At 72.1% G+C, this 19,900-nt stretch carries 18 protein-coding genes and 1 pseudogene; 8 read left to right on the forward strand and 11 right to left on the reverse strand.

Going from position 1 to position 19,900, the window contains the following annotated elements:
* Positions 1-101: 101 nt before the first annotated feature.
* The 3 genes from Van01_RS24430 to trmB form a co-directional block, all read right to left on the reverse strand.
* Positions 102-746, reverse strand: coding sequence for a hypothetical protein (locus Van01_RS24430; RefSeq protein ID WP_204012120.1), 645 nt, complete (start codon positions 744-746; stop codon positions 102-104).
* A gap of 119 nt (positions 747-865) precedes the next feature.
* On the reverse strand, positions 866-3,370 hold the full coding sequence (locus tag Van01_RS24435; protein WP_204012121.1) for a DEAD/DEAH box helicase: 2,505 nt from the start codon (positions 3,368-3,370) through the stop codon (positions 866-868).
* 117 nt (positions 3,371-3,487) lie between these two features.
* Positions 3,488-4,111 (reverse strand): tRNA (guanosine(46)-N7)-methyltransferase TrmB, encoded by a 624-nt coding sequence (gene trmB / locus Van01_RS24440; protein WP_239099275.1) that lies wholly within the window; start codon positions 4,109-4,111, stop codon positions 3,488-3,490.
* 251 nt (positions 4,112-4,362) lie between these two features.
* On the opposite strand from trmB, the gene Van01_RS24445 reads away from it, so the two are divergent.
* Together Van01_RS24445 and Van01_RS24450 are read left to right on the forward strand one after the other, a co-directional pair.
* Positions 4,363-4,986 carry a hypothetical protein gene (locus Van01_RS24445; protein WP_373306290.1) on the forward strand — a complete coding sequence of 208 codons (624 nt, stop codon included), beginning with the start codon at positions 4,363-4,365 and terminating at the stop codon, positions 4,984-4,986.
* Between the two features lie 384 nt (positions 4,987-5,370).
* Positions 5,371-6,033: pseudogene (locus Van01_RS24450) on the forward strand (class F sortase); the annotation flags it as partial.
* Positions 6,034-6,077: 44 nt separating this feature from the next.
* On the opposite strand, the gene Van01_RS24455 reads toward Van01_RS24450, so the two are convergent.
* The 4 genes from Van01_RS24455 to Van01_RS24470 all read right to left on the reverse strand — a co-directional run bounded on the left by Van01_RS24455 (position 6,078) and on the right by Van01_RS24470 (position 9,443).
* Entirely contained in the window at positions 6,078-6,389 is a 312-nt protein-coding gene (locus tag Van01_RS24455; protein WP_204012123.1) for an antibiotic biosynthesis monooxygenase family protein, read from the reverse strand.
* Positions 6,390-6,629: 240 nt separating this feature from the next.
* Positions 6,630-7,427 (reverse strand): exodeoxyribonuclease III, encoded by a 798-nt coding sequence (locus Van01_RS24460; protein ID WP_204012126.1) that lies wholly within the window; start codon positions 7,425-7,427, stop codon positions 6,630-6,632.
* A gap of 132 nt (positions 7,428-7,559) precedes the next feature.
* Positions 7,560-8,510: an alpha/beta hydrolase gene (locus Van01_RS24465; protein ID WP_204012129.1), complete on the reverse strand. Its 951-nt coding sequence runs from the start codon at positions 8,508-8,510 to the stop codon at positions 7,560-7,562.
* A gap of 9 nt (positions 8,511-8,519) precedes the next feature.
* Positions 8,520-9,443, reverse strand: a complete 924-nt coding sequence (locus Van01_RS24470) for a proteasome assembly chaperone family protein (RefSeq protein WP_204012132.1) — start codon at positions 9,441-9,443, stop codon at positions 8,520-8,522.
* A gap of 192 nt (positions 9,444-9,635) precedes the next feature.
* Here Van01_RS24470 and Van01_RS24475 point away from each other — a divergent pair, with 192 nt between their 5' ends.
* Complete coding sequence (locus Van01_RS24475) at positions 9,636-10,400, forward strand: EcsC family protein (protein WP_204012135.1); 765 nt, start codon at positions 9,636-9,638, stop codon at positions 10,398-10,400.
* On the opposite strand, the gene Van01_RS24480 is transcribed toward Van01_RS24475, so the two are convergent.
* Both Van01_RS24480 and Van01_RS24485 read right to left on the reverse strand, forming a co-directional pair.
* Positions 10,388-11,239, reverse strand: coding sequence for a GDSL-type esterase/lipase family protein (locus tag Van01_RS24480; RefSeq protein WP_204012138.1), 852 nt, complete (start codon positions 11,237-11,239; stop codon positions 10,388-10,390). The genes Van01_RS24475 and Van01_RS24480 overlap by 13 nt on opposite strands.
* 139 nt (positions 11,240-11,378) lie before the next feature.
* Positions 11,379-11,975: an antibiotic biosynthesis monooxygenase gene (locus Van01_RS24485; RefSeq protein WP_204012140.1), complete on the reverse strand. Its 597-nt coding sequence runs from the start codon at positions 11,973-11,975 to the stop codon at positions 11,379-11,381.
* Between the two features lie 315 nt (positions 11,976-12,290).
* On the opposite strand from Van01_RS24485, the gene Van01_RS24490 reads away from it, so the two are divergent.
* From Van01_RS24490 to Van01_RS24505, 4 genes are all read left to right on the forward strand, one after another.
* Positions 12,291-12,788: a Rossmann-fold NAD(P)-binding domain-containing protein gene (locus tag Van01_RS24490; protein WP_204012143.1), complete on the forward strand. Its 498-nt coding sequence runs from the start codon at positions 12,291-12,293 to the stop codon at positions 12,786-12,788.
* A 62-nt stretch (positions 12,789-12,850) separates the two neighbouring features.
* A complete protein-coding gene (locus tag Van01_RS24495) occupies positions 12,851-13,114 on the forward strand; it encodes a DUF6343 family protein (RefSeq protein WP_204012147.1) in 264 nt (87 codons plus the stop codon).
* Between the two features lie 14 nt (positions 13,115-13,128).
* Positions 13,129-14,541, forward strand: coding sequence for an NADP-dependent succinic semialdehyde dehydrogenase (locus Van01_RS24500; protein ID WP_204012157.1), 1,413 nt, complete (start codon positions 13,129-13,131; stop codon positions 14,539-14,541).
* 42 nt (positions 14,542-14,583) lie between these two features.
* The gene (locus Van01_RS24505) at positions 14,584-15,543 is read left to right on the forward strand and encodes a TIGR03885 family FMN-dependent LLM class oxidoreductase (protein WP_204012159.1); all 960 of its coding nucleotides are present in this window, start codon (positions 14,584-14,586) and stop codon (positions 15,541-15,543) included.
* A gap of 78 nt (positions 15,544-15,621) precedes the next feature.
* Here the strand turns inward: Van01_RS24505 and Van01_RS24510 are convergent, their stop codons facing one another.
* Together Van01_RS24510 and Van01_RS24515 are read right to left on the reverse strand one after the other, a co-directional pair.
* Complete coding sequence (locus tag Van01_RS24510; RefSeq protein ID WP_239099270.1) at positions 15,622-16,185, reverse strand: GNAT family N-acetyltransferase; 564 nt, start codon at positions 16,183-16,185, stop codon at positions 15,622-15,624.
* Between the two features lie 154 nt (positions 16,186-16,339).
* Positions 16,340-18,949, reverse strand: a complete 2,610-nt coding sequence (locus Van01_RS24515; protein ID WP_204012161.1) for a glycoside hydrolase family 9 protein — start codon at positions 18,947-18,949, stop codon at positions 16,340-16,342.
* Positions 18,950-19,169: 220 nt separating this feature from the next.
* On the opposite strand from Van01_RS24515, the gene Van01_RS24520 reads away from it, so the two are divergent.
* Positions 19,170-19,898 carry a PP2C family protein-serine/threonine phosphatase gene (locus tag Van01_RS24520; protein ID WP_204012164.1) on the forward strand — a complete coding sequence of 243 codons (729 nt, stop codon included), beginning with the start codon at positions 19,170-19,172 and terminating at the stop codon, positions 19,896-19,898.
* Positions 19,899-19,900: the final 2 nt, after the last annotated feature.

Raw genomic sequence — 19,900 nt, forward strand, 5'->3', positions numbered from 1 at the left:
AGGGATAGTGCGGCCTCCGGGTGCGTCGAGGCGACACTATCCCCGAAGTTGCTCACGGCACGGCACGGCACGGCACGGCCCGGCGGGGTGGGCGGGGTGGGTCAGGCGGCGGCGGACCAGATGGCGCGGAAGGCGGCGGCCTCGCCGGCGAGCCAGCGTTCGATCTCGTCGGGCTTGGCGTTGTCGGGCATCCGGTGGGTGATGCCCCGGCGTACGTCGACCAGGACCGGCTCGGCGTGCGGCAGGACTGCGTCCATGTGCCGGGCGGTCAGATGCAGGGCGGCCAGCAGCGCTTCCTCGCTGGGCGGGGCCTCGTCGAAGTGCAGGCGTACCGCCTCGGCGCGGCCGTCGGCGTACCGGATGCCGAAGTGGGGGTTGATCTTGATGGGAAGGTCACCGAGCATGGCCAGTGCGTCGCGGGTCTGGGCGAGCTCGACGCCGGCCGGCTCGCCGAGCGAGTGCAGCCACGCCGTCGCGCCGGGCACGAGCGCCTGGTAGAGCGGGCGCCACCGGGGCTTGACCACGTCGACCACCTGCGCCAGGTGGGTGCCGCCGGTGTGGAAGGCGATGTCGGCCTTGAGTGCCTTGACGAACTGGCCGTGCGGGTTGAACCCGGAACGGCTGGCCCGCTGTCGACGCAGGCCGCCGACGAAGCTGGCCTTGGTCGGGCCGGTGCGGTCGACGTACCTGGTGAAACCGAGGAGGGTGGCGTACGGCGTGAGGGGGGCGGAGATGGGTGCGGTCACGAGCATCCTCCCAGGTCAGGAACTCGATTAGTACATACATTCTAATCGACGACCCTGACATCGCCCAGGGCACGAAAGGGGCCGCCCGGGCATCCCGGACGGCCCCCGTAGGAAAATTCTCAGAGCTGACCGACGTCGGTGATCCGCACGATGGCGGCGCCCGCCTCGTCGGAGGCGGCCAGGTCGATCTCGGCGCTGATGCCCCAGTCGTGGTCACCCTCCGGGTCGTCCAGAATCTGCCGCACCGTCCAACGCTCCCGACCCTGCTCGATCATCAGCAGCGCCGGGCCGCGGGCGTCCGGGCCGGTCCCGATCCCGTCGTACGACTCGAAGTAGGGCTCCAGCGCGTCGGCCCAGGCGTCGGCGTGCCAGCCCGATTCCGCGTCCAACTCGCCGAGCGCGTCCCACTGCCGTAGCGCGGCCAGCTCGACCCGCCGGAACAGGGCGTTGCGCACCAGTACCCGGAACGCCCGCAGGTTGCGGGTGACCGCCGCCGGTCGGTCGTCCAGCGCGGCGGCGACCTCGGGCAGATCGGTGGGGTTGCGCAGCCGTTCCCACTCGTCGATGAGGCTGGAGTCGACCTGGCGCACCAGTTCGCCGAGCCACTCGATCAGGTCGACGAGTTCCTCGGTCTTGGCCTCCTCGGGCACCGTCTGCCGCAGCGTCTTGTACGCGTCGGCGAGGTAGCGCAGCACCAGGCCCTCCGAGCGGGACAGCCCGTAGAACTGCACGTACTCGGTGAAGGTCATCGCCCGCTCGTACATGTCCCGGACCACGGACTTGGGGGAGAGCTGGTGGTCGGCCACCCAGGGGTGTCCCCGCCGGTACATCTCGTAGGCGTTGCCCAGCAGTTCGGCGAGCGGCTTGGGCCAGGTCACCTCGTCGAGCAGTTCGAGGCGGGCCTCGTACTCGATGCCCTCGGCCTTCATCGCGGCGACCGCCTCGCCACGGGCCTTGAACTGCTGCGCGGAGAGCACCTGGCGCGGGTCGTCGAGGATCGACTCGATCACCGACAGCACATCCAGGGCGTACGACGGCGATTCACTGTCCAGCAGCTCGATGGTGGCCAGCGCGAGCGGTGACAGGGGCTGGTTGAGCGCGAAGTCGAGTTGCAGGTCGACGGTGAGCCGGACCCGCCGCCCGGTCTCGTCCGGCTCGGGCAGTTCCTCGACCACACCGCCGGCCCGCAACGCCCGGTAGATGGCGATGGCCCGGCGGATGTGCCGGCGCTGGGCGGCGGCGTCCTCGTGGTTGTCGGTGAGCAGGTGCCGCATGGCCGCGAACGCGTCGCCGGGGCGGCCGATGACGTTGAGCAGCATCGAGTGGCTGACCTGGAAGCTGGAGGTCAGCGGCTCCGGCTCGGCATCCACCAGCCGGTCGAATGTGGGTTTGCCCCAGCCGATCGAGCCCTCCGGCGGCTTCTTGCGCACCACCTTGCGCCGCTTCTTCGGGTCGTCGCCGGCCTTGGCGAGCGCCTTCTCGTTGTCGATGACGTGTTCGGGGGCCTGCACGACGACCCGGCCGAGGGTGTCGAACCCGGCCCGCCCGGCCCGGCCGGCGATCTGGTGGAACTCGCGGGCCTTGAGCAGCCGGGTGCGTACCCCGTCGTACTTGGACAGGCCGGTGAACAGCACGGTGCGGATCGGCACGTTGATGCCGACGCCGAGGGTGTCGGTACCGCAGATGACCTTGAGTAGCCCGGCCTGGGCGAGGGTCTCCACCAGCCGGCGGTACTTGGGCAGCATCCCCGCGTGGTGCACGCCGATGCCGTGCCGGACCAGTCGGGACAGGGTCTTGCCGAAGCCGGAGGTGAACCGGAACCCGCCGATCGCCGCCGCGATCATGTCCTTCTCGGCCCGGGTGCAGACGTTGACGCTCATCAGCGCCTGGGCGCGTTCCAGGGCGGCGGCCTGGGTGAAGTGCACCACGTACACCGGGGCCTGCTTGGTCTCCAGCAGTTCTTCGAGGGTCTCGTGCAGCGGCGTCATCGCGTACGAGAAGAGCAGCGGGACCGGCCGCTCGGCCGTGCGCACGACGGCTGTCGCCCGGCCGGTGCGCCGGCTCAGGTCGTCGACGAACCGGGTGGTGTCGCCGAGCGTCGCCGACATCAGCACGAACTGCGCCTGCGGCAGCTCGATCAACGGCACCTGCCAGGCCCAGCCCCGGTCCGGTTCGGCGTAGAAGTGGAACTCATCCATGATCACCTGGCCGACGTCGGCCCGGCTGCCCTCGCGCAGCGCCAGGTTGGCCAGGATCTCCGCGGTGCAGCAGATGATCGGGGCGTCGGCGTTGACGCTGGCGTCGCCGGTCAGCATGCCGACGTTCTCGGCGCCGAAGACCTCACACAGCGCGAAGAACTTCTCCGACACCAGCGCCTTGATCGGCGCGGTGTAGAAGGTCGTCCGGCTGTCCGCCAGGGCGGCGAAGTGGGCGGCGATGGCGACCAGGCTCTTGCCCGAGCCGGTCGGCGTATTCATGATCACGTTGGCCCCGGAGACGATCTCGATGACCGCCTCCTCCTGGTGGGGGTAGAGGTCCAGGCCGCGCTCGGACGCCCAACTGGCGAACGCGTCGTAGAGGGTGTCGGGGTCGGCGGTCTTCGGCAGCGCGGCGGTGAGTGTCATGGCCGGTCCATGGTGCCTGGGTCACGCGCCGGGACGCCAACCGGGGAGGGCCGGGCAGCGGCCAGCCGGGCATCGTCGGGCGGTTGGCGCGTGCCGGCCTGCCGGCGACGCACCACCTCAGCGGCGGCGGTAGATCAGGTCGGCGACCGGGCGGCCGGCGCGCAGCGCCCGCCGTTCGAACCGGGTCACCGGCCGGTACGCCGGCCGGGGAGCGTACCCGTCGTACGCGTTGACCAGGCCCGGGTCGGCGTCCAGGGTGGTCCGCATCGACTCGGCGTACTCCGCCCAGTCGGTGGCGCAGTGCAGCGTGCCGCCGACGGCCAGCCGGGAACGCAACCGGGCGACGTGCGTCGGCTGGATCAGCCGCCGCTTGTGGTGACGGGACTTCGGCCACGGGTCCGGGAAGAAGACGTGCACCGCGTCCAGCGAGGCGGGCGGCAGCAGATCGAGCAACTCCATCGCGTCGCCCTCGACGATCCGGACATTGCCCAGGTCACGAAGGTGGATCAGGTCCAGCAGGTTCGCGATTCCCGGGGTGTGCACCTCGACCGCCAGATAATCTCGATCCGGGTCGGCGGCGGCCATCTCGGCGGTCGCGTCGCCCATGCCGGAACCGATCTCGACCACCAGCGGGGCCCGGCGGCCGAAGAGGCCGACGGGGTCGAACGGGTCGGCGTCGGCGACGCGCAGGCCGTACCTCGGCCAGAGCTGCTCCAACGCCGCCACCTGCCGGCCGCTCATCCGGCCGCGCCGTGGGTGGTAGGTGCGGATCGCCCGCGCCAGGTACGGCGCGGCGACGGCGGGAGTCGGGTCGGTGGAGGTCACCACCAACCGAGCCTACGCGAGCACCGCGCCGGACCGGATGTGATGTACGCCCGGTGGTGAGAACATCATCGGTGGAAGCAGTACCGGGTGTCCGGCAGTGCCCGGCTACCGCACCGGCGCACCGGGAGGGGGGCATCGTGTCAGCAGCGACCCAGACTCGTCAGGCCCTGTCCGTCGCTCCGCTGCGTACCCTCGTGGCCGTCGCGCCGCTGCTCGCGATCGCCCTCGCCACGCCGCTGCTGACGGCGGCGCCGGCCGTCGCGGCACCCCCGCCGGCCGGCGCGGAGTCGGTGGCTTCCGCGCTTACCGCCGTCGCGCCGGTCGTCGCCGGGCAACCCGGCGGTGGGCAGCCAGCTCCGCCGCAGGGCGCGCCGCAGCCGGGCCCGACCGTGTTCGTCGAGGTCTCGCCGAGCATCGTCGAACCGGGCCACCTGGTCGGCCTGCGGGCCAGCTGCCACGACAACTCGGTGGGGGCGATAGTCGTCTCGGACGCGTTCGGCCGGGTCGCCGTGCAGCCCCAGCGCGGCCTGCTCACCGGGACAGCGATGGTGAAGGACCGGGTGCTCCCCGGTAACTACCGGGTCAAGCTGGAGTGCCGGGGCGGTGAGACCGCCTCCACCATGATCCAGGTGGTACGCCACATGAAGCCCAGCCGGGGCCCGGCGACCGGCTTCGGTGGTAGCGCCGGTGCCGTCACCTCCAACCTGCTGCTTCCCGGCGGGCTGGCGTTGACAGTCACCGGAATGGTCCTCTGGGTCACCGCGACGCGCCGTCGCGGTACCCGACGGTGAGCCGTCATGTCCGCCGCCCGCGCACCCCGCCCCAGCGGCTCGGCCGGTACGCCCGGACGCACCGGCGTCGGCCGGGCCACCCCGCGAACCGGCGCCGGCCTACCGGCCCGCCCCGCCGGTAGCCCACCCCGCCCCAGCTATCGACAAGACCTGTTCGTACCGCAGGACAGCCCGCCCCCGCATCCCGGCGACCGTAGGGCCGGAGCCGGCTCCATGCCACGTCCCGGCGACGGTGCGGCGGGCTCTGGTTCCGGGTCGGGTCGCGGCGGCCGTGCGACGGGCTACGGCTCGAAGCCGCTCCCGCACGGGTGGGCGGCCGTACCCGGCACCGGCTCGCGCCGTGCCCGCGCCGTAGCACCGTTCACCGATCGGCGCCGGGCGCCGAGGAATGCCGGAGCGTCCGGCCGCCCACCGCGCTCCGGGCGCAGCCCGTGGTCGCTGCCGCTCGCGGTGGTGCTCGTGCTGGCCGGCGTCTTCGCCACCGGCGCTGGGCTGGGGCACACCGTCGGAGGACCGCTGGACTGGGCGACCACCGGTGGCGAAGGGGGCTCCAGCGGAGCGTCGACAGTGCCCGTCGGGCGCACCGCCGCGCGGCCGGTGAGCCTGTCCATCCCGTCGATCGACGTCTCGGCACCTGTGAAACCGGTGGGCGACGCACCGGACGGCTCGATCGCCGTGCCGCCGCTGAGTCGGCACGAGGAAACCGGCTGGTACGACCGTGGGCCCGCGCCGGGTGACCCGGGTCCGGCGGTCATCGTCGGCCACGTGGACACGAAGAGCGGCCCGTCGGTCTTCTACGACCTCGGCAAACTGAAGGTGGGAGACACCGTCGAGGTGGCCCGGGAGGACGACTCGGTGGCCGTGTTCACCGTCAACTCGGTGGAACACTTCCCGAAGGAACGGCTGCCCGCCGACCGGGTCTACGGCCACGAGGGCCCGCCCGGGCTGCGGCTGATCACCTGCGGCGGCGAGTGGCTCGGCGGCGGTACCGGCTACGCCGACAACGTCATCGCCTTCGCCACCCTCACCACCACCCGACCCGCCTGACCACCCGCCGCCCCTGCTCTCCGCCGGCGGTGGCCGGGTGACCGTCAGGGGACCTGCTGGACCACCTCGAACTCCAGGAGGGTGGCGCCGGAGGCGACGGGTGGCCGCCGCTCGGCGCCGGGCGGGGTGGCGTGGGCGGCTCGGGCGGGCCCGGCGGCCCAGTCCTGGTACGCCTGCTCGGTCTCCCACCGGGTGTAGACGAAGTAGCGGTTCTCACCGGCCACCGGGCGCAGCAGTTCGAAGCCGAGGAAACCGGGGGAGTTCTCCACCGCGCGGGCCCGGGCGGCGAACCGCTTCTCCAACTCCTCGCCACCACCGGGCGGAACGTCGATCGCGTTGATCTTCACGACTGCCATGGCCTCACCCTAGCCCGTGACCTCCCCACCAGGGCGGGCACCGGCGCGGACGCCGGTGGTCGCCGGCCGGGGTCGCCGGTTGCGGTAAGTGGGGCTTTCCGGGCGGCGGGAAAGCCCGAGTTGCGGCATCTCGTGAGGCTGGGCGAGTGCGCCGGGTGGGCTAGCGCGCCGGGTGGGCGAGTGCGCGGGGTGGGCGAGCGTGCCGGGTGGGCGAGCGTGTGGGGCGGGTCGGCGTGCAGGTCAGAAGGACTCGACGGCGGGGACGAGGTCGGCGTCGACCACGACGGGGGCGTGGTCGGAGGGGCCCATGCCCTTGCGGGCCTCCCGGTCCACGTACGCCGACCGGACGGCGCGGGCCAGCGGGGCCGAGGCGTACACCAGGTCGATGCGCATGCCCTTGTTCTGGTGGAACATGCCGGCCCGGTAGTCCCAGTAGGTGAACGGGTGCGGGCCCTTCATCGGGGTGGGCACCACGTCGGTGAGACCGAGATCGCGCAGCGCCGCCAGGGCGGCCCGTTCGGGCGGGGTGACGTGGGTGGAGTTGACGAACAGCGCCGGATCCCACACGTCGTCGTCGGTGGGGGCCACGTTGAAGTCGCCGCAGACGGCCAGCGGCGCGCGTTTCGTCAGTTCGGTGTCCAGCGCGTCCCGCAGCCCCGCCAGCCAGGCCAGCTTGTACGCGTAGTGCGGGTCGTCGGGCGTGCGGCCGTTCGGCACGTACACCGACCAGACCCGCAGCCCGCCGCAGGTGGCCGAGATCGCCCGGGCCTCCGGGTCGGGGAAGCCGGGCTCTCCGGGGAACCCGACGGTGACGTCGGCCAGACCGACCCGGGACAGGATGGCGACCCCGTTCCAGCGGCCGTCGCTGTGACTGGCCACCGTGTACCCCAGTTCACCCACCTCGGTCGCCGGGAAGGCGCCGTCGGGGCACTTGGTCTCCTGGAGGCAGACCACGTCCGGCGCGGTGCCGGCCAGCCAGTCGAGCAGCCGGGGCAGCCGGGCCTTCACCGAGTTCACGTTCCACGTCGCCAGGCGCATGCTGACCAGCCTGCCCCATCTCGGCCGGCTCCGCGCGCATCGGCGTGCCGTGGTGGCCCAGGGCCGCCGACACCACCGTGCCGGCTCTGGAGACCTCGGCCACCGGGAACGCCGCCGGGCGGCCCCGGTGCGTCAGGTGCGGCCGGCCGCCTCGCCGAGTACCCGGCCGAGCAGGGCCGCCAGTTCCTCGGCGCCGGGATCCTCGATGCAGGCGTGGCTGGCGCCGTGCAGCGTCACGATCTCGGTGGGACCGGCGATGCGGTCCAGAAAGGGGCGGCTGATCTCCAGCGGCGTCCAGGTGTCGGTGTCAGGCTGGGCGAGGATCACCGGACAGCTCTGGAACCGCTCCGGCGGCACCGCCGGTTCGGACTGGAGGAACGTGCGGATCCAGCCGGCCGGCATCCAGGTGCCGCCGCCGTACGGATCGGCGGCGATGCTGTCGGCCAGCTTCGGATCGGCGGCGATGGCGTTTATCGGCGCGACGAACCGCATCGGAACGCCGAGCCGGTCGGTGAGCCGGGCGGTCCGGCGCAGCAACGGCTCCGCCAGCCGACCGATCAGGGCGGTACGCGAGATCTGCTGACGCACCTCGGGCCGCGACGGGTCGAGCAGGCACGAGGCGACGACCGCGGCGATGTCACCGCGACGACCGGCGACGTCGTAGGCGAGCATCCCACCCATGCTCAGCCCGAGCAGGACCACCGGGCGCGGATCGTTCGCCGTCTCGTGCTCGACAAGTGCGGTGGCTGTCTCGGCCCAGTCGGAGTAACGCAGCCCGCGCCGGTCCGGTACCTGGGTGCGGCCGTACCCGGGCAGGTCCGGCAGCACCGCCTCGTAGCCCTGCCGCTGCACCATCACCCCGAACGGGGAGAGGAAGCCGCCGTGCGTGCCGCCGCCGTGCAGCACGATCACCCGGGCCGGTGCCGGCCGATCCGGCAGGTAACGGTCGAGGTGGAGGAGGGCCGCACCGACAGGTAGCCACTCCTCCTTCGGCGGGTTCGCGGGATCGACCCGCAGGCGTGGCGGCACGAAGGCCTGCACCGGACGCCAGTGACCGGACCAGGGCGACGCTCCAGCGGACACGGGCTCCGCTCAACTCCCCGGGGTGTCGTTGTTCGGGCGGGTCTGTTCGGCGAGGAACCGCTCCAACTCGGCACCGAGTTCCTCCGCCGTGGGCAGGGGACCGTTCTCCGCGGCGAGCAGGTTCTTCTCACCCCGACCCCGGGCGTACGCGTCGTACTGCTCCTCGAGCGCCTGGACCAGGGTGGTGGCCTCGTCGCTCTGGGCGACCTGCCTGTCGATCTCCACCCGCACCACCTCGGCGGCCGAGCGCAGCCCGTCCCGGGGCAGCAGCAGCCCGGTGCTGCGGGACACCGACGCCAGCAGCACCTCGGCGGCGGCCGGGTACTCGGCCTGCGCCACGTAGTGCGGCACGTGCGCGGCGAAGCCGAGCGCGTCCCGGCCGGCCTCGCCGAGGCGGAACTCCAGCAGGTGACCCACGCTGCCGGGGACCTGTACCCGTTGCAGCCACGGTTCGTAGCCGGCGATCAGATCACGTCGGGTGGCGTGCGCGGTCACGCCTGTCGGCCGGGTGTGCGGCACCGCCATCGGGATCGCGTTGAGCCCGACGGTGAGCCGTACGTCCAGTCGGGCGGCGAGCCCGGCGACGGCGGCGGTGAACCGTTCCCACTGAAGGTCGGGCTCCGGCCCGGTGAGCAGCAGAAACGGGGTCTCGTCGTCGTCGTGGAGCAGGTGCAGCTCCAGCACCGGATCGTCGTAGCTCTCCCAGTGGTCCTCGACGAAGGTCATCACCGGACGGCGGGAGCGGTAGTCGAAGAGCTGGTCCAGGTCGAACCGGGCGACCGGGCGGGACTCCAGCGATGTGAGCAGCTGCTCGCGGGCGAGCCGGCTCGCGTTACCGGCGTCGACGAAACCGGTGAGCGCCTGGATCAGGACCGGTTGACCGAGGTCGGGCAGATCGTCGGTGAGTTCGTAGAGCTCGTGTGGGTCGAGCACCGGTGCGGCCTCCCTGCAAGTGCGTAACGGGTCACCGGAATGACAGCGACCCGATCGCCAGAACGTACCTGCCATCCTCGTGCATTCCTGTCGCGCCGGTCCGCCCGGGCCGACGTCGTCGGCTGATCGGCCGACGGTACGCCGTTGCCACAGCGGGGTACACATGGATGGGCCCCACCGAGAGGAGAGGTGATGAGCGATCCCGTGCCCGCCGAGGGCCAGCCCGTCACCCCGGCCCCGCCCGCCCCGGGCGGCCGGGTTGCCGAAGCGCCACCGGCCACGCTCTGGGACCGGATGCGCCAGGACCCGCAGTACGCTCCCGAACATCTGGCCCTGGAGGCGGTGCGCCGGCTCGGACCGGAGGCCGCGCAGTGGGCGCAGCGGATCCGCGCCGCCCAGCCCGGGATCAGCGCCGAGGTCCTGGCCGAGCAGGCGGTACGTCGGTTCGTCAACCAGGCCCGGCTCTCCGGTGCGGTCTCCGGTGCGGCCGGACTGCCCGGCGCGGTGATCGACGTGGGCGTGCTGGCCTGGACCCAGTCCCGCATGGTCCTGCACGTCGCCGCCGCGTACGGCGTCGACCCGACGCATGCCGACCGTGCTACCGACCTGCTCGTGCTGCAGAAGGTGCACAAGGTCGCCGCGAGCGCCCGGGTGGCGCTCGGCGTGGCGGCCGGGCGGGAACGGGCGGGTGCGCTGTTCGGCGGCGGTGGGCAGGCCCCGCTCGGCCGGGTGATGCTGCACCTCGGGGTGCGCCTCGCCCAGATGGCCGGGGTACGCGCGGCGAAGCGACTCTTCGCCAAGGTGGTCCCCGGGGCGGCGATCGTCCTCGGCACCTGGGCGAACTCCTCGGCCACCAAGAAGGTCGCCGAACGCTCCCGGGCGCTCTACCGCCAGCAGAGCGGGCCCCACATTCCGTCGCCACGTCGTCCCGACGAGCCGGGCGATCAGTCGGCGTAGCCGGAGGAGCGCCAGGTCACCTCGGCGAGCCGGGACTGACCGGCGGTGTTGGGGTGGAAGTAGTCGAGCGCGTTGACCAGATCCAGGTCGAAGCGGACCCGGTGCGCGGCGCCGCCGTCGTAGCGGCATCGGGAGCCGTACGCCCGGCACGCCGCCTTCAACTGCCCGTTGTACGCGGAGACCCGTTCCCGGAAGGCCGCGCGGCGGCTCCGATCCGCGGGTGCGGTGGATGTCGCCTCGGCCAGCAGGGCCGGACACACACCCCGTCGCCAGGCGCGTACCGCCCGGGGCTCGTCGTGGCCGACCTCCCAGAGCCGGTACAGGTTGGGGATGCTGACGACCAGGACCCGCGCCTTCGGACGCCCCTCGCGCAGCACCCGCAGCCCTCTGTCGATCTCGGCGCGGAACTCGGTCACCGGGGTCATCGCCTCGATCGTGGCGCGGCAGGCGTCGTTGGCGCCGACGAGCACCGTTACGTAGTCGGCTCGGTCGCGTACCGCCGCCTCCGCCTGCCCGGCCAGCGCACCGGCCCGGGCCCCCGGCCGGGCGTGGTTGTGGGCCTTGCCGCGCAGCGCCGGGTTGCGGTCGAGCAGGCGACGGTAGTGGCTCTCCACCCGCAGGCCGTCCCCCGTCGACCAGGAGTTGCGCTGGCATGAGCTGAGCAGCAGGCACGACCCGAAGCCCGTGGTGATGGAGTCGCCGAGGGCGGCGACGACCCGGGGGGAGCCGGGCTGGGCCGTGCCACCCGACGGTCGGGGCGCCGCGTCCCCGCCCGCCTCGCAGGCCAACGCGACGAGGGCGAGCAGGCAGACGGCGGCGGTGGTCCAGCGTCCAGGCATGACTTCCCCAGCCTCACAGCGCAGAGCGACGGCACGGTGACTCTACGCGCGTAGGCCGTGCTGGTCACGCGCTGCTGTCGGAGATGCGGCAGTGCCCTGTCGTACCACTCGCCGCCGTGCTATACGGCCCGGCCGCTCGCTACCGGTGCCAGGGTGTCCGCTGGCCGTGCAGCCACCAGTGCAGCGCCCGGGTGATCCGGGGCAGCACCAGGTAGGTCATCAGCGGTGTCAGGGTGAGTGTCATGAGAAGTACCCGCGCCGCCGTCGGCAGTCCGGGCAGGAGTTGGCCGGTGAGCAGGGTGGCGGTCAGGCTGAGCGGGAAGAACGCCAGCCAGATCGTCACCGCCTGCTTCCAACGGGGAGGCGACGGAGGCACTGTCGGTTCCGCGTCGAGCGGCTCGATGTCCGCCGCGCGCGGCGGATCGAACCAGCCCTCGATGCCGGTCCGTCGCTCGACGTGGGTGTGCTCGACGATGCCCTGCGCCGACGTCAGCCACCAGTGTCGCTGCGGCGATTCCTCCCAGCGGCGCAGAGTGTCCGGGTCGGCGAACCGGTAGAGCATGTGCCAGTCGCCGGATCCGGGGGCGCGGCGCACCCAGCCCGCCCCCAGGAAACCCGGGAACGCCTCGGCCAGCGCCGTGCCGGCCCGCATCCACGCCACCATCTCGTCGGTACGGGCGGGGTCGGCGCGTCGGGCGACGGCGACGGTCACCGGCTCGGCCTGGCTCACGGTCATGGGTCCATGTTCCCCGCCGATGCCCGGATCGGCCGGGTCTGGCCGGGCCGGTGTAACGCAACGCACGGCCGGAACCGATGGGCTCGGGCGGCTGGCGGCGGCGGGCCATTGTCACAGGCGGCTGCTCGACTGGACGGATGACGACCCAGGACATGATTCTCGTGCTCGGCGCCACCGGTACGACAGGTAGGCCGCGTCGTCCGCCGGCTGCGGGACGCCGGCCACGCGGTCCGGCCCGCCTCCCGTTCCGGAGAGCCGCGCTTCGACTGGACCGATCCGAGCTCCTGGCGGGCGTCCCTCGCCGGGGTCACCGCGATGTATCTGATGGCGCCGCACGACCGGCCGGTCGAGTCCGATTTCGTCCGGCTGGCCGTGGAGCACGGCGTGGGCCGGGTGGTGCTGCTCTCCAGCCGGGCGATCGAGGCGATGGGCGACGCCCGCCAGTGCTTCGTCGACGCCGACGACATCGCAGATGTAGCGGTCGCCGCCCTCACCGGTGCCGGACACGCCGGCCGGACGTACGAGATCACCGGCCCGGAGGCGCTCTCCTTCGGCGATGCCGCGGAGATCCTCACCGAAACCGTCGGCCGCCCGGTGCGTCACCTCGGTACGGCCGACGACTACCGGGCGGTGATGCTCGCGCTGGGGGTACCGGCGGAGCAGGTGGCGGGCGAGATCGCCGCGTTCGGGGCACTACGCGACCTGGGCGACGGGCAGCCGACCGGGACGGTGCGGCTGGTCACCGGCCACGACCCGAAGAGCTTCGCCGCGTACGCCGCCGACGCGGCCGCCCGTGGCGCCTGGCGTTCCTGATCGGCCGGTACCGGAACCCCCGGGCGACGGTTAGCTCCGGCGGCGCGGGGTAGGTGGAGGTGATGACGAGATCACAGCCCCGGCGTGCCCGTGGCACGGTCGGTCACGCGTACAGCGCGCTGAACCTGCGGCTGGCGCTGGCCAGCTTCGGGCTCGTCACCATGATCGTTTTTGCGGTGTTGGCGTTCCGTGCCGACGTGGCCTGGTTGGGCGTCGTCTGTGCCGTGTTCGCGGTGGTCGCCGTCGTCGACCTGATCGTCATCCAACGTCGTCGCGCCGCCCGCCGTCGGGAGGAGCCCGGCGTGCGGCACTCACTCTTCGAGTGACGGGAGTAACCCTGATGACCATCGCCACCACCAATCCGGTGACCGGCCAGGTGCTCAAGACGTACGAGGCGATGTCCGACGAGCAGATCGACGGCGCGATCGAGCGGACCGACCTGGCGTACCGGCAGCTGCGCGGCACCACGATCGAGCAGCGCGGGCGGTGGCTGAACGTGGCGGCGGACCTGCTGGAGGCGGAACGGGACGAGATCGCCAGGCTGATGACCACCGAGATGGGCAAGACGCTCGCCGCCGCCAAGGCCGAGGTCACCAAGTGCGCCACCGCCTGCCGCTTCTACGCCGGCCGGGCCGCCGAGTTCCTCGCCGACGAGCCGGCCGACGCCGCGGCGGTCTCGGCGACCCGGGCGTTCGTCCGCTACCAGCCGATCGGGCCGGTGCTGGCGGTGATGCCGTGGAACTTCCCCCTCTGGCAGGTGATGCGGTTCGCCGCGCCGGCCCTGATGGCCGGCAACACCGGGCTGCTCAAGCACGCCTCCAACGTGCCGCAGACCGCGCTGCTGCTGGAGGACCTGTTCCGGCGGGCCGGTTTCCCCGAGGGCGCGTTCACCACCCTGCTTGTCGGCTCCGAGGCGGTGGACCGGATCCTCAGCGATCCCCGGGTACGCGCCGCCACGCTCACGGGCAGCGAGGTCGCCGGCCGGTCGATCGCGCAGATCGCCGGCCGGGAGTTGAAGAAGACAGTGCTGGAACTGGGTGGCAGCGACCCGTTCGTGGTGATGCCCTCCGCCGACGTGGACCTGGCCGCGCAGGTGGCCACCACCGCCCGCTGCCAGAACAACGGCCAGTCCTGCATCGCGGCCAAGCGTTTCATCGTGCACACCGACGTCTACGACGCCTTCGCCGAGGCGTTCGCGCGGCACATGTCGGCGCTGCGGGTGGGTGACCCGATGGACGACGGCACCGACGTCGGCCCGCTGGCCTCCGAGCGGGGCCGCGACGAGGTCGACGCGCAGGTCCGCGACGCCGTCGACAAGGGCGCCACGGTGCTCTGCGGTGGCGAGAAGCCAGCCGGGGCGGGCTGGTTCTACCCGCCGACGGTGGTGACGGATCTGAACCCGGGCATGCGGATGTGGGCCGAGGAGGTGTTCGGGCCGGTCGCCGGGTTGTACCGGGCCTCGTCGTACGACGAGGCGATCGAGCTGGCCAACGGCACCAGCTTCGGGCTCGGCTCGAACGCCTGGACCCGCGATCCGCAGGAGCAGCAGCGGTTCGCCACCGACCTGGAGGCCGGCGCGGTCTTCATCAACGGGATGACGACGTCCTACCCCGAGTTGCCCTTCGGCGGGGTGAAGAACTCCGGCTACGGCCGGGAACTTTCCGCCCAGGGCATGCACGAGTTCTGCAACGTCAAGACGGTCTGGGTGGGGGAGGGCGTGGCCACCGCCGGCGCCGGCGCCCACGCCGAGTAGCAGCTGCTTACAACGCTGCCCGGCTGGGTAGTGAAGCGCGGCATGACGGCGATCGCGTTTCACGCTTCCCACGAGCAGATCCACCCGGGTGAGCTGCTGGAGGCGGTGGTCCACGCCGAGCAGGTCGGCTTCGACGCCGCCATGTGCTCGGACCACTTCGCCCCCTGGAGCGAGCGCCAGGGTCACTCCGGATTCGCCTGGTCCTGGCTCGGGTCGGCGTTGCAGGCCACCGGCCTGTCGTTCGGGGTGGTCAACGCGCCCGGGCAGCGCTACCACCCGGCGATCATCGCGCAGGCGATCGGCACCCTCGCCGCCATGTATCCGGGCCGGTTCTGGGCGGCCCTGGGCTCCGGTGAGGCCGCGAACGAGCACATCACCGGGGAGGTGTGGCCGCGCAAGGACGTCCGCAACGCCCGGCTGCGCGAGTGCGTGGACGTCATCCGGGCCCTGCTCGCCGGCGAGGAGGTCAGCCACGACGGTCTGGTCCGGGTGGACCGGGCGAAGCTGTGGAGCCGCCCGGAACAGCCGCCGGCACTCGTCGGCGCCGCGGTAAGCGTCGCCACGGCCCGCTGGTGCGCCGAGTGGGCGGACGGCCTGATCACTGTCAACGCGCCGACCGACCACCTGCGTCGCATGATCGACGCCTACCGGGACGCCGGCGGTCGTGGACCGGTGCACCTACAGGTGCACCTGAGCTGGGCACCCGCTCAGGCGGAGGCCGAGGCGATCGCCTACGACCAGTGGCGCAGCAACGTCTTCGCCCCGCCGGTCTGCTGGGATCTGGCCACCCCGGAGCACTTCGACGTGGTCTCCGCCGAGGTGCCGATGGCCCGGCTCGCGGAGGTGGTCAACATCTCCGCCGACCTGGGCCGGCACGTCGGCTGGCTGGAGGAGTACGTCGACCTCGGCTTCGACCAGATCGCCCTGCACCACGTAGGCCAGGACCAAATCCCCTTCCTGGACACCTTCGCCGACCAGGTCCTCCCCAAACTCCGCCCCTGACCCGCCCGACCCCGACAGGCCCGTTGATCATGAGGTTAGCGGCACCCTTAAGATCGACAACTGCCGCTAACCTCATGATCAACGCGAGCGGGGTGGGGACTGGGGGTGGGGGTGGATGGGGCGGGTGAGGATCTGGCCGGGCCAGGGCTGACGGTTGGGGCGGGGCACGGTGAACGGGTCGGTGGGGGTGAAGCCCTGGCGTTCGTACCAGCGCACCAGCGCGCCGTCGTCGCCGGCGTAGCAGTCCACCCGCAGCAGCCCGACCCCGCGTTCCCGGGCCAGGTCGGCGGCGTGCGCCAGTAGCCGCCCACCGATTCCCCGCCCGGCGGACGCCCGGTCGGTGACCAGCAGGTTCACGTACAGCTCGGGTTCGGTCGCGGGTGGCACGTACTCGGTGGCAGACCCCACCACCAGCGCGCCGACCGGACGTCCGTCCACCTCGGCCAGCCACAGCCCGCCGCCGGTGGCCCACACGTCGGCCTGGGCGATGCGGCGGGGATCCGTCGAGGCGGGATCCGCGCCCCACTGTCCGGTCCGACCCTGCCTCACCAGCCAGGCGGTCGCGTCGTCGAGCAGCCGCAGCACCGCCGCCGCGTCCGCCTTCCCACCGCTGCGCACCACCACCCCGTCGAGATCATCCACCACCCCATCCTCCCGCACGCCGCCGGACCAGCCAGCCCCGACGATCAAGAAGTTCTGGTCCGGATCCTGACGGAACCGGACCAGAACTTCTTGAACATTTCGTGGGTTGGGGGCCGGGTGGGGCGCCGGTCGCCGACGGCACCCCACCCGGGGTTCAGGACACGGTGCAGGCTGCGCCGTTGACCGTGACCAGGTTGGGGGCGGGGTTGGCGCCGCCGCCGGTGGTGGCGTTGAAGCCGAACATCACCGAGCCGCCCGGGTTGATCCGCGAGTTGTACGACTCGCTCTTCGCGGTCACCGTGGCGCCGGACTGCGTCACGGTGGCCATCCACGCGTCGCGCACCTTGGCGTCACCGGTGAAGGCGAACCGGGCGGTCCAGCCGTTCACCGCGGCGGTGCCGGTGTTGCGGATGTTCACCTGGGCGGTGAAGCCGGTACCGCCCTGCCACGAGCCGTAGTTGGTGTACGACACCGAGCAGGTGGGTGCCGGCACCGCGCCGGAATCGCCCTGGTCGGCCAGGAACGAGGAGAGCCAGGCCAGCGCCGAGTTCCAGTTGATGGCCACCTCGTTCGTGGAGTACGAGGCGATGTCGTCGACGAAGCAGAACATCGGCGCGCAGCCCTCGAGCAACTGCTCCACGAACGGGTCCTGGAGGGCGGCGTTCGGTCCGCCGGCGATCGAGCCGGCGGGCGGCTTCGGCATGCTCGGGTCGAGCTGGAAGCCGAAGATCCGGCTGTGCTGGTTCTCCGCCGCGTGCTCGCCCCACCCGGTGACGTACGAGATGTTCAGCGCGTTGCGGCCGAGGATGTAGTCCATCGTCTGCACCGCGCCGTCGCGGTACTTCGCCGCTCCGGTCAGGTCGAACGCGGTGGCCAGCACGACGGCGTTGTTGATGATGGCGCCGTTGCCGCCCCAGAAGTAGCTGTTCGGGTCACCGGGCATGGGCAGCCCGTACGCCTGCCGGCCGATCTCGGCGAGGTACCTGTCGGCGGCGGCGGTGACCGAAGCGCGGATCCGGGTCAGCTCGGCCGCCGGCAGCCCGCTCGGCACGGTCGCCAGGTCGAGGCGGCCCAGCGCCGCCACGCTCTGCCAGCCGAAGCCACGGGGGTCGAAGACGTCACCGGTGTGGTGCGGCGAGGCGGTCAGGTCGGTCAGGTAGGTGCGTTCGCCGGTGGTCAGGTACAGCTCGGCGGCCGCCCAGTAGAACTCGTCGGTGACGTTCGTGTCGTCGTACGGGCCACCGCCGTTGCCTGTCGACGGGGCGTACCGGGCCGGGTTGGCCTTGGCCGCCGCGTAGGCGGTCTTCGCCGCCTTGCCGCAGCGCTGCGCGAACTCCTTGTCGTACGGAGCGAACAGTCGGGCGCACTGGGCGGCCGTGGCGGCGAGGTTCAACGTGGCGGCGGTGGACGGCGGGTGCAGCTCGCGCGGCTCCGGGTCGTCCTCGGGCTGCATCGGCAGGCCGGTCCAGTTCCGGTCGTGGATCTTGTGGTGGGCCATTCCGGCCAGCGGCTTGCCGGCCGGCACCTGCATGCGCAGCAGGAACTCCAGCTCCCAGCGGGCCTCGTCGAGGATGTCCGGCACCCCGTTGTCGCGCTCGGGCAGCCGCAGCGTGCCGTCAGCGAGGTCGGCGCCGAATCCGCCGGTGGCGGCGTTCTTGGTCCGCTCGAAGCTGTTCAGCAGCTGGTAGGTGGCGATGCCGCCGTTGACCACGTACTTGCCGTGGTCACCCGCGTCGTACCAGCCGCCGCGCACGTCGAGTCGGTAGTCGCAGGTCCCGGCGACACAGGGCACGTCGGTGTCACCCTGGTTCGGCGCGACGCCCAGGTGTCCGGCGGGGCGTGCGTACTCCTCGCCGACCAGGTCACCGTCGATCTCGATGCCGCTGCGCTGGATGTAGAAGAACTGCAACGCGTCCGACCGCAACTGGTCGTAGAGCGTGCCGGAGATGTCGAACGGGTGGCTGACCTCGCCGTCGACGGCCAGCGTCAGCCCCTGCCCCGGCGTGCGGTACGAGGAGAAGTCCACCGAGTGCACGTTCTGTGCCGACGCCTCGTCGACCCCGCGGGGAGTGGTGGTGCCGCTGGCCAGCACGGCACCGGAGGCGGAGTGCAGCTGCCAGGGCAGCGCCTCGGTGGCCTCGGTGACCACCGTGGCGTTCTTCGGCCCGCCCGGCAGGTAGCCGACCTGGTTCACCCGGACCCGGGGGCCGGTGTCCGGCACGTACGGCTCGGGCGGGTTGCCGCCGCGCAGCGAGATGTTGTCCAGGCAGACGGTCCGCGCCTCGGCGCTACCGCCGATCTGGAAGATCAGCTGGGCGCGGCTGTCGTCGGTCGGGGCGACGAAGGTGCGCTCGACGCGCTGCTGGGTCGGAGTCGCGGCGGCGGTGACCGAGTAGTAGCCGGTGTAGGGCTCGCTGCCGAGTTGCAGCACGGCGGCCACCGGGCCACCGGGGGCGGAGGTGACGTCGAAGCCGAGGGTGTACTCGGCGCCGGCGATCAGCGGAAGCGCGTCGTGACCGATGCCGGCGTCCCAGGGGTTGGCCAGGCCGGCGGACACAGTGGCGCAGAGCTGGCCGTCGACCACATCGAGGGAGTTGGTGCCGTAGGAGAACCAGGGCGACGATCCCTCGCTGAAGTCACCGTTGCGGATCTGTTCGGGGGCGTCTGCGGGTGGATCGGCGAAAGCGGTGCCGGCACTAACACCGACCAGCGCCACGGCGGTCGCTGCGGCGAGCACCGCGAGGCGACGTCGGGATGGCGTCACGGGGGAGTCCTTCCGACGAGCGGGACGGAACTGGCGAAGTGGGGGTACGAACCTGGGAGCGCTCCCAGGTATCGGGCATGTTTCCAGGGCTCGCAGGACATGTCAATCGATCGCATCCGATGAGAATTCATGTTCACCGTCAGTGAGATTCACCGCGCCACGCCGGCTGGTCCTGATCTCCTAGAGACAACCGCGCCCTACTCCTGGCAGGCTGCGTGCCATGACCCTGAAGCTGCGTTCCGCCGGGACGAGCGACCGTGGGCTGATCCGTAGCGGAAACCAGGACGCGTTGCACTCCGGCACCTGGCTGGTCGCCGTCGCCGACGGCATGGGCGGCATGGCCGCCGGGGATCTGGCCAGCGCCATCGCCATCGGGGCGGTGGCGCCGCTGGACGTGGAGACGCCGGAGGACGTGCTGGTCGCCGCGCTGCAGAACGGCATCCGGCTGGCCACCGAGCGGATCCGCCAGGCGGTCGCCGAGGATCCCCAGCGGCAGGGGATGGGCACCACGCTCACCGCACTGCTGTTCGCGCGTACCGGCAGCTGCCTGGCGCTGGCCCACGTCGGTGACTCCCGGGCCTACCTGTTCCGGGACGGGGTGCTCAAGCAGATCACCCGGGACGACACCTTCGTGCAGATGCTCGTCGACCAGGGGCTGATCACTCCCGACCAGGCCGGCAGCCATCCCCGCCGGGCCGTGGTGACTCAGGCGTTGCAGGGCGACGACGTCTCCCCGACGTACGCGACGATGGTGCCCCGGGCCGGCGACCGCTGGCTGCTGTGCAGCGACGGGTTGTCAAACGTCGTCCGCGCCGACACCCTGGCCGAGGTACTGGCCAGCCAGCCGGAGCGGGACGCCTGCGGGCGCAGACTCATCGATCTGGCGTTGCAGGCCGGGGGACCGGACAACATCACAGTCGTCATCGCCGACGTGGTCGACGAGCCGTGAGC

It is taken from the genome of Micromonospora andamanensis (assembly GCF_016863495.1).
Classification (GTDB): domain Bacteria; phylum Actinomycetota; class Actinomycetes; order Mycobacteriales; family Micromonosporaceae; genus Micromonospora; species Micromonospora andamanensis.

What these genes read in the sequence shown, in the direction of transcription:
- Van01_RS24435 (WP_204012121.1), bottom strand. Translation starts at nt 3,370, where the DNA reads ATGACACTCACCGCCGCGCTGCCGAAGACCGCCGACCCCGACACCCTC.
- trmB (WP_239099275.1), bottom strand. Translation starts at nt 4,111, where the DNA reads ATGAGCGGCCGGCAGGTGGCGGCGTTGGAGCAGCTCTGGCCGAGGTAC.
- Van01_RS24455 (WP_204012123.1), bottom strand. Translation starts at nt 6,389, where the DNA reads ATGGCAGTCGTGAAGATCAACGCGATCGACGTTCCGCCCGGTGGTGGC.
- Van01_RS24460 (WP_204012126.1), bottom strand. Translation starts at nt 7,427, where the DNA reads ATGCGCCTGGCGACGTGGAACGTGAACTCGGTGAAGGCCCGGCTGCCC.
- Van01_RS24475 (WP_204012135.1), top strand. Translation starts at nt 9,636, where the DNA reads ATGAGCGATCCCGTGCCCGCCGAGGGCCAGCCCGTCACCCCGGCCCCG.
- Van01_RS24480 (WP_204012138.1), bottom strand. Translation starts at nt 11,239, where the DNA reads ATGCCTGGACGCTGGACCACCGCCGCCGTCTGCCTGCTCGCCCTCGTC.
- Van01_RS24485 (WP_204012140.1), bottom strand. Translation starts at nt 11,975, where the DNA reads ATGACCGTGAGCCAGGCCGAGCCGGTGACCGTCGCCGTCGCCCGACGC.
- Van01_RS24490 (WP_204012143.1), top strand. Translation starts at nt 12,291, where the DNA reads ATGTATCTGATGGCGCCGCACGACCGGCCGGTCGAGTCCGATTTCGTC.
- Van01_RS24495 (WP_204012147.1), top strand. Translation starts at nt 12,851, where the DNA reads ATGACGAGATCACAGCCCCGGCGTGCCCGTGGCACGGTCGGTCACGCG.
- Van01_RS24500 (WP_204012157.1), top strand. Translation starts at nt 13,129, where the DNA reads ATGACCATCGCCACCACCAATCCGGTGACCGGCCAGGTGCTCAAGACG.
- Van01_RS24505 (WP_204012159.1), top strand. Translation starts at nt 14,584, where the DNA reads ATGACGGCGATCGCGTTTCACGCTTCCCACGAGCAGATCCACCCGGGT.
- Van01_RS24520 (WP_204012164.1), top strand. Translation starts at nt 19,170, where the DNA reads ATGACCCTGAAGCTGCGTTCCGCCGGGACGAGCGACCGTGGGCTGATC.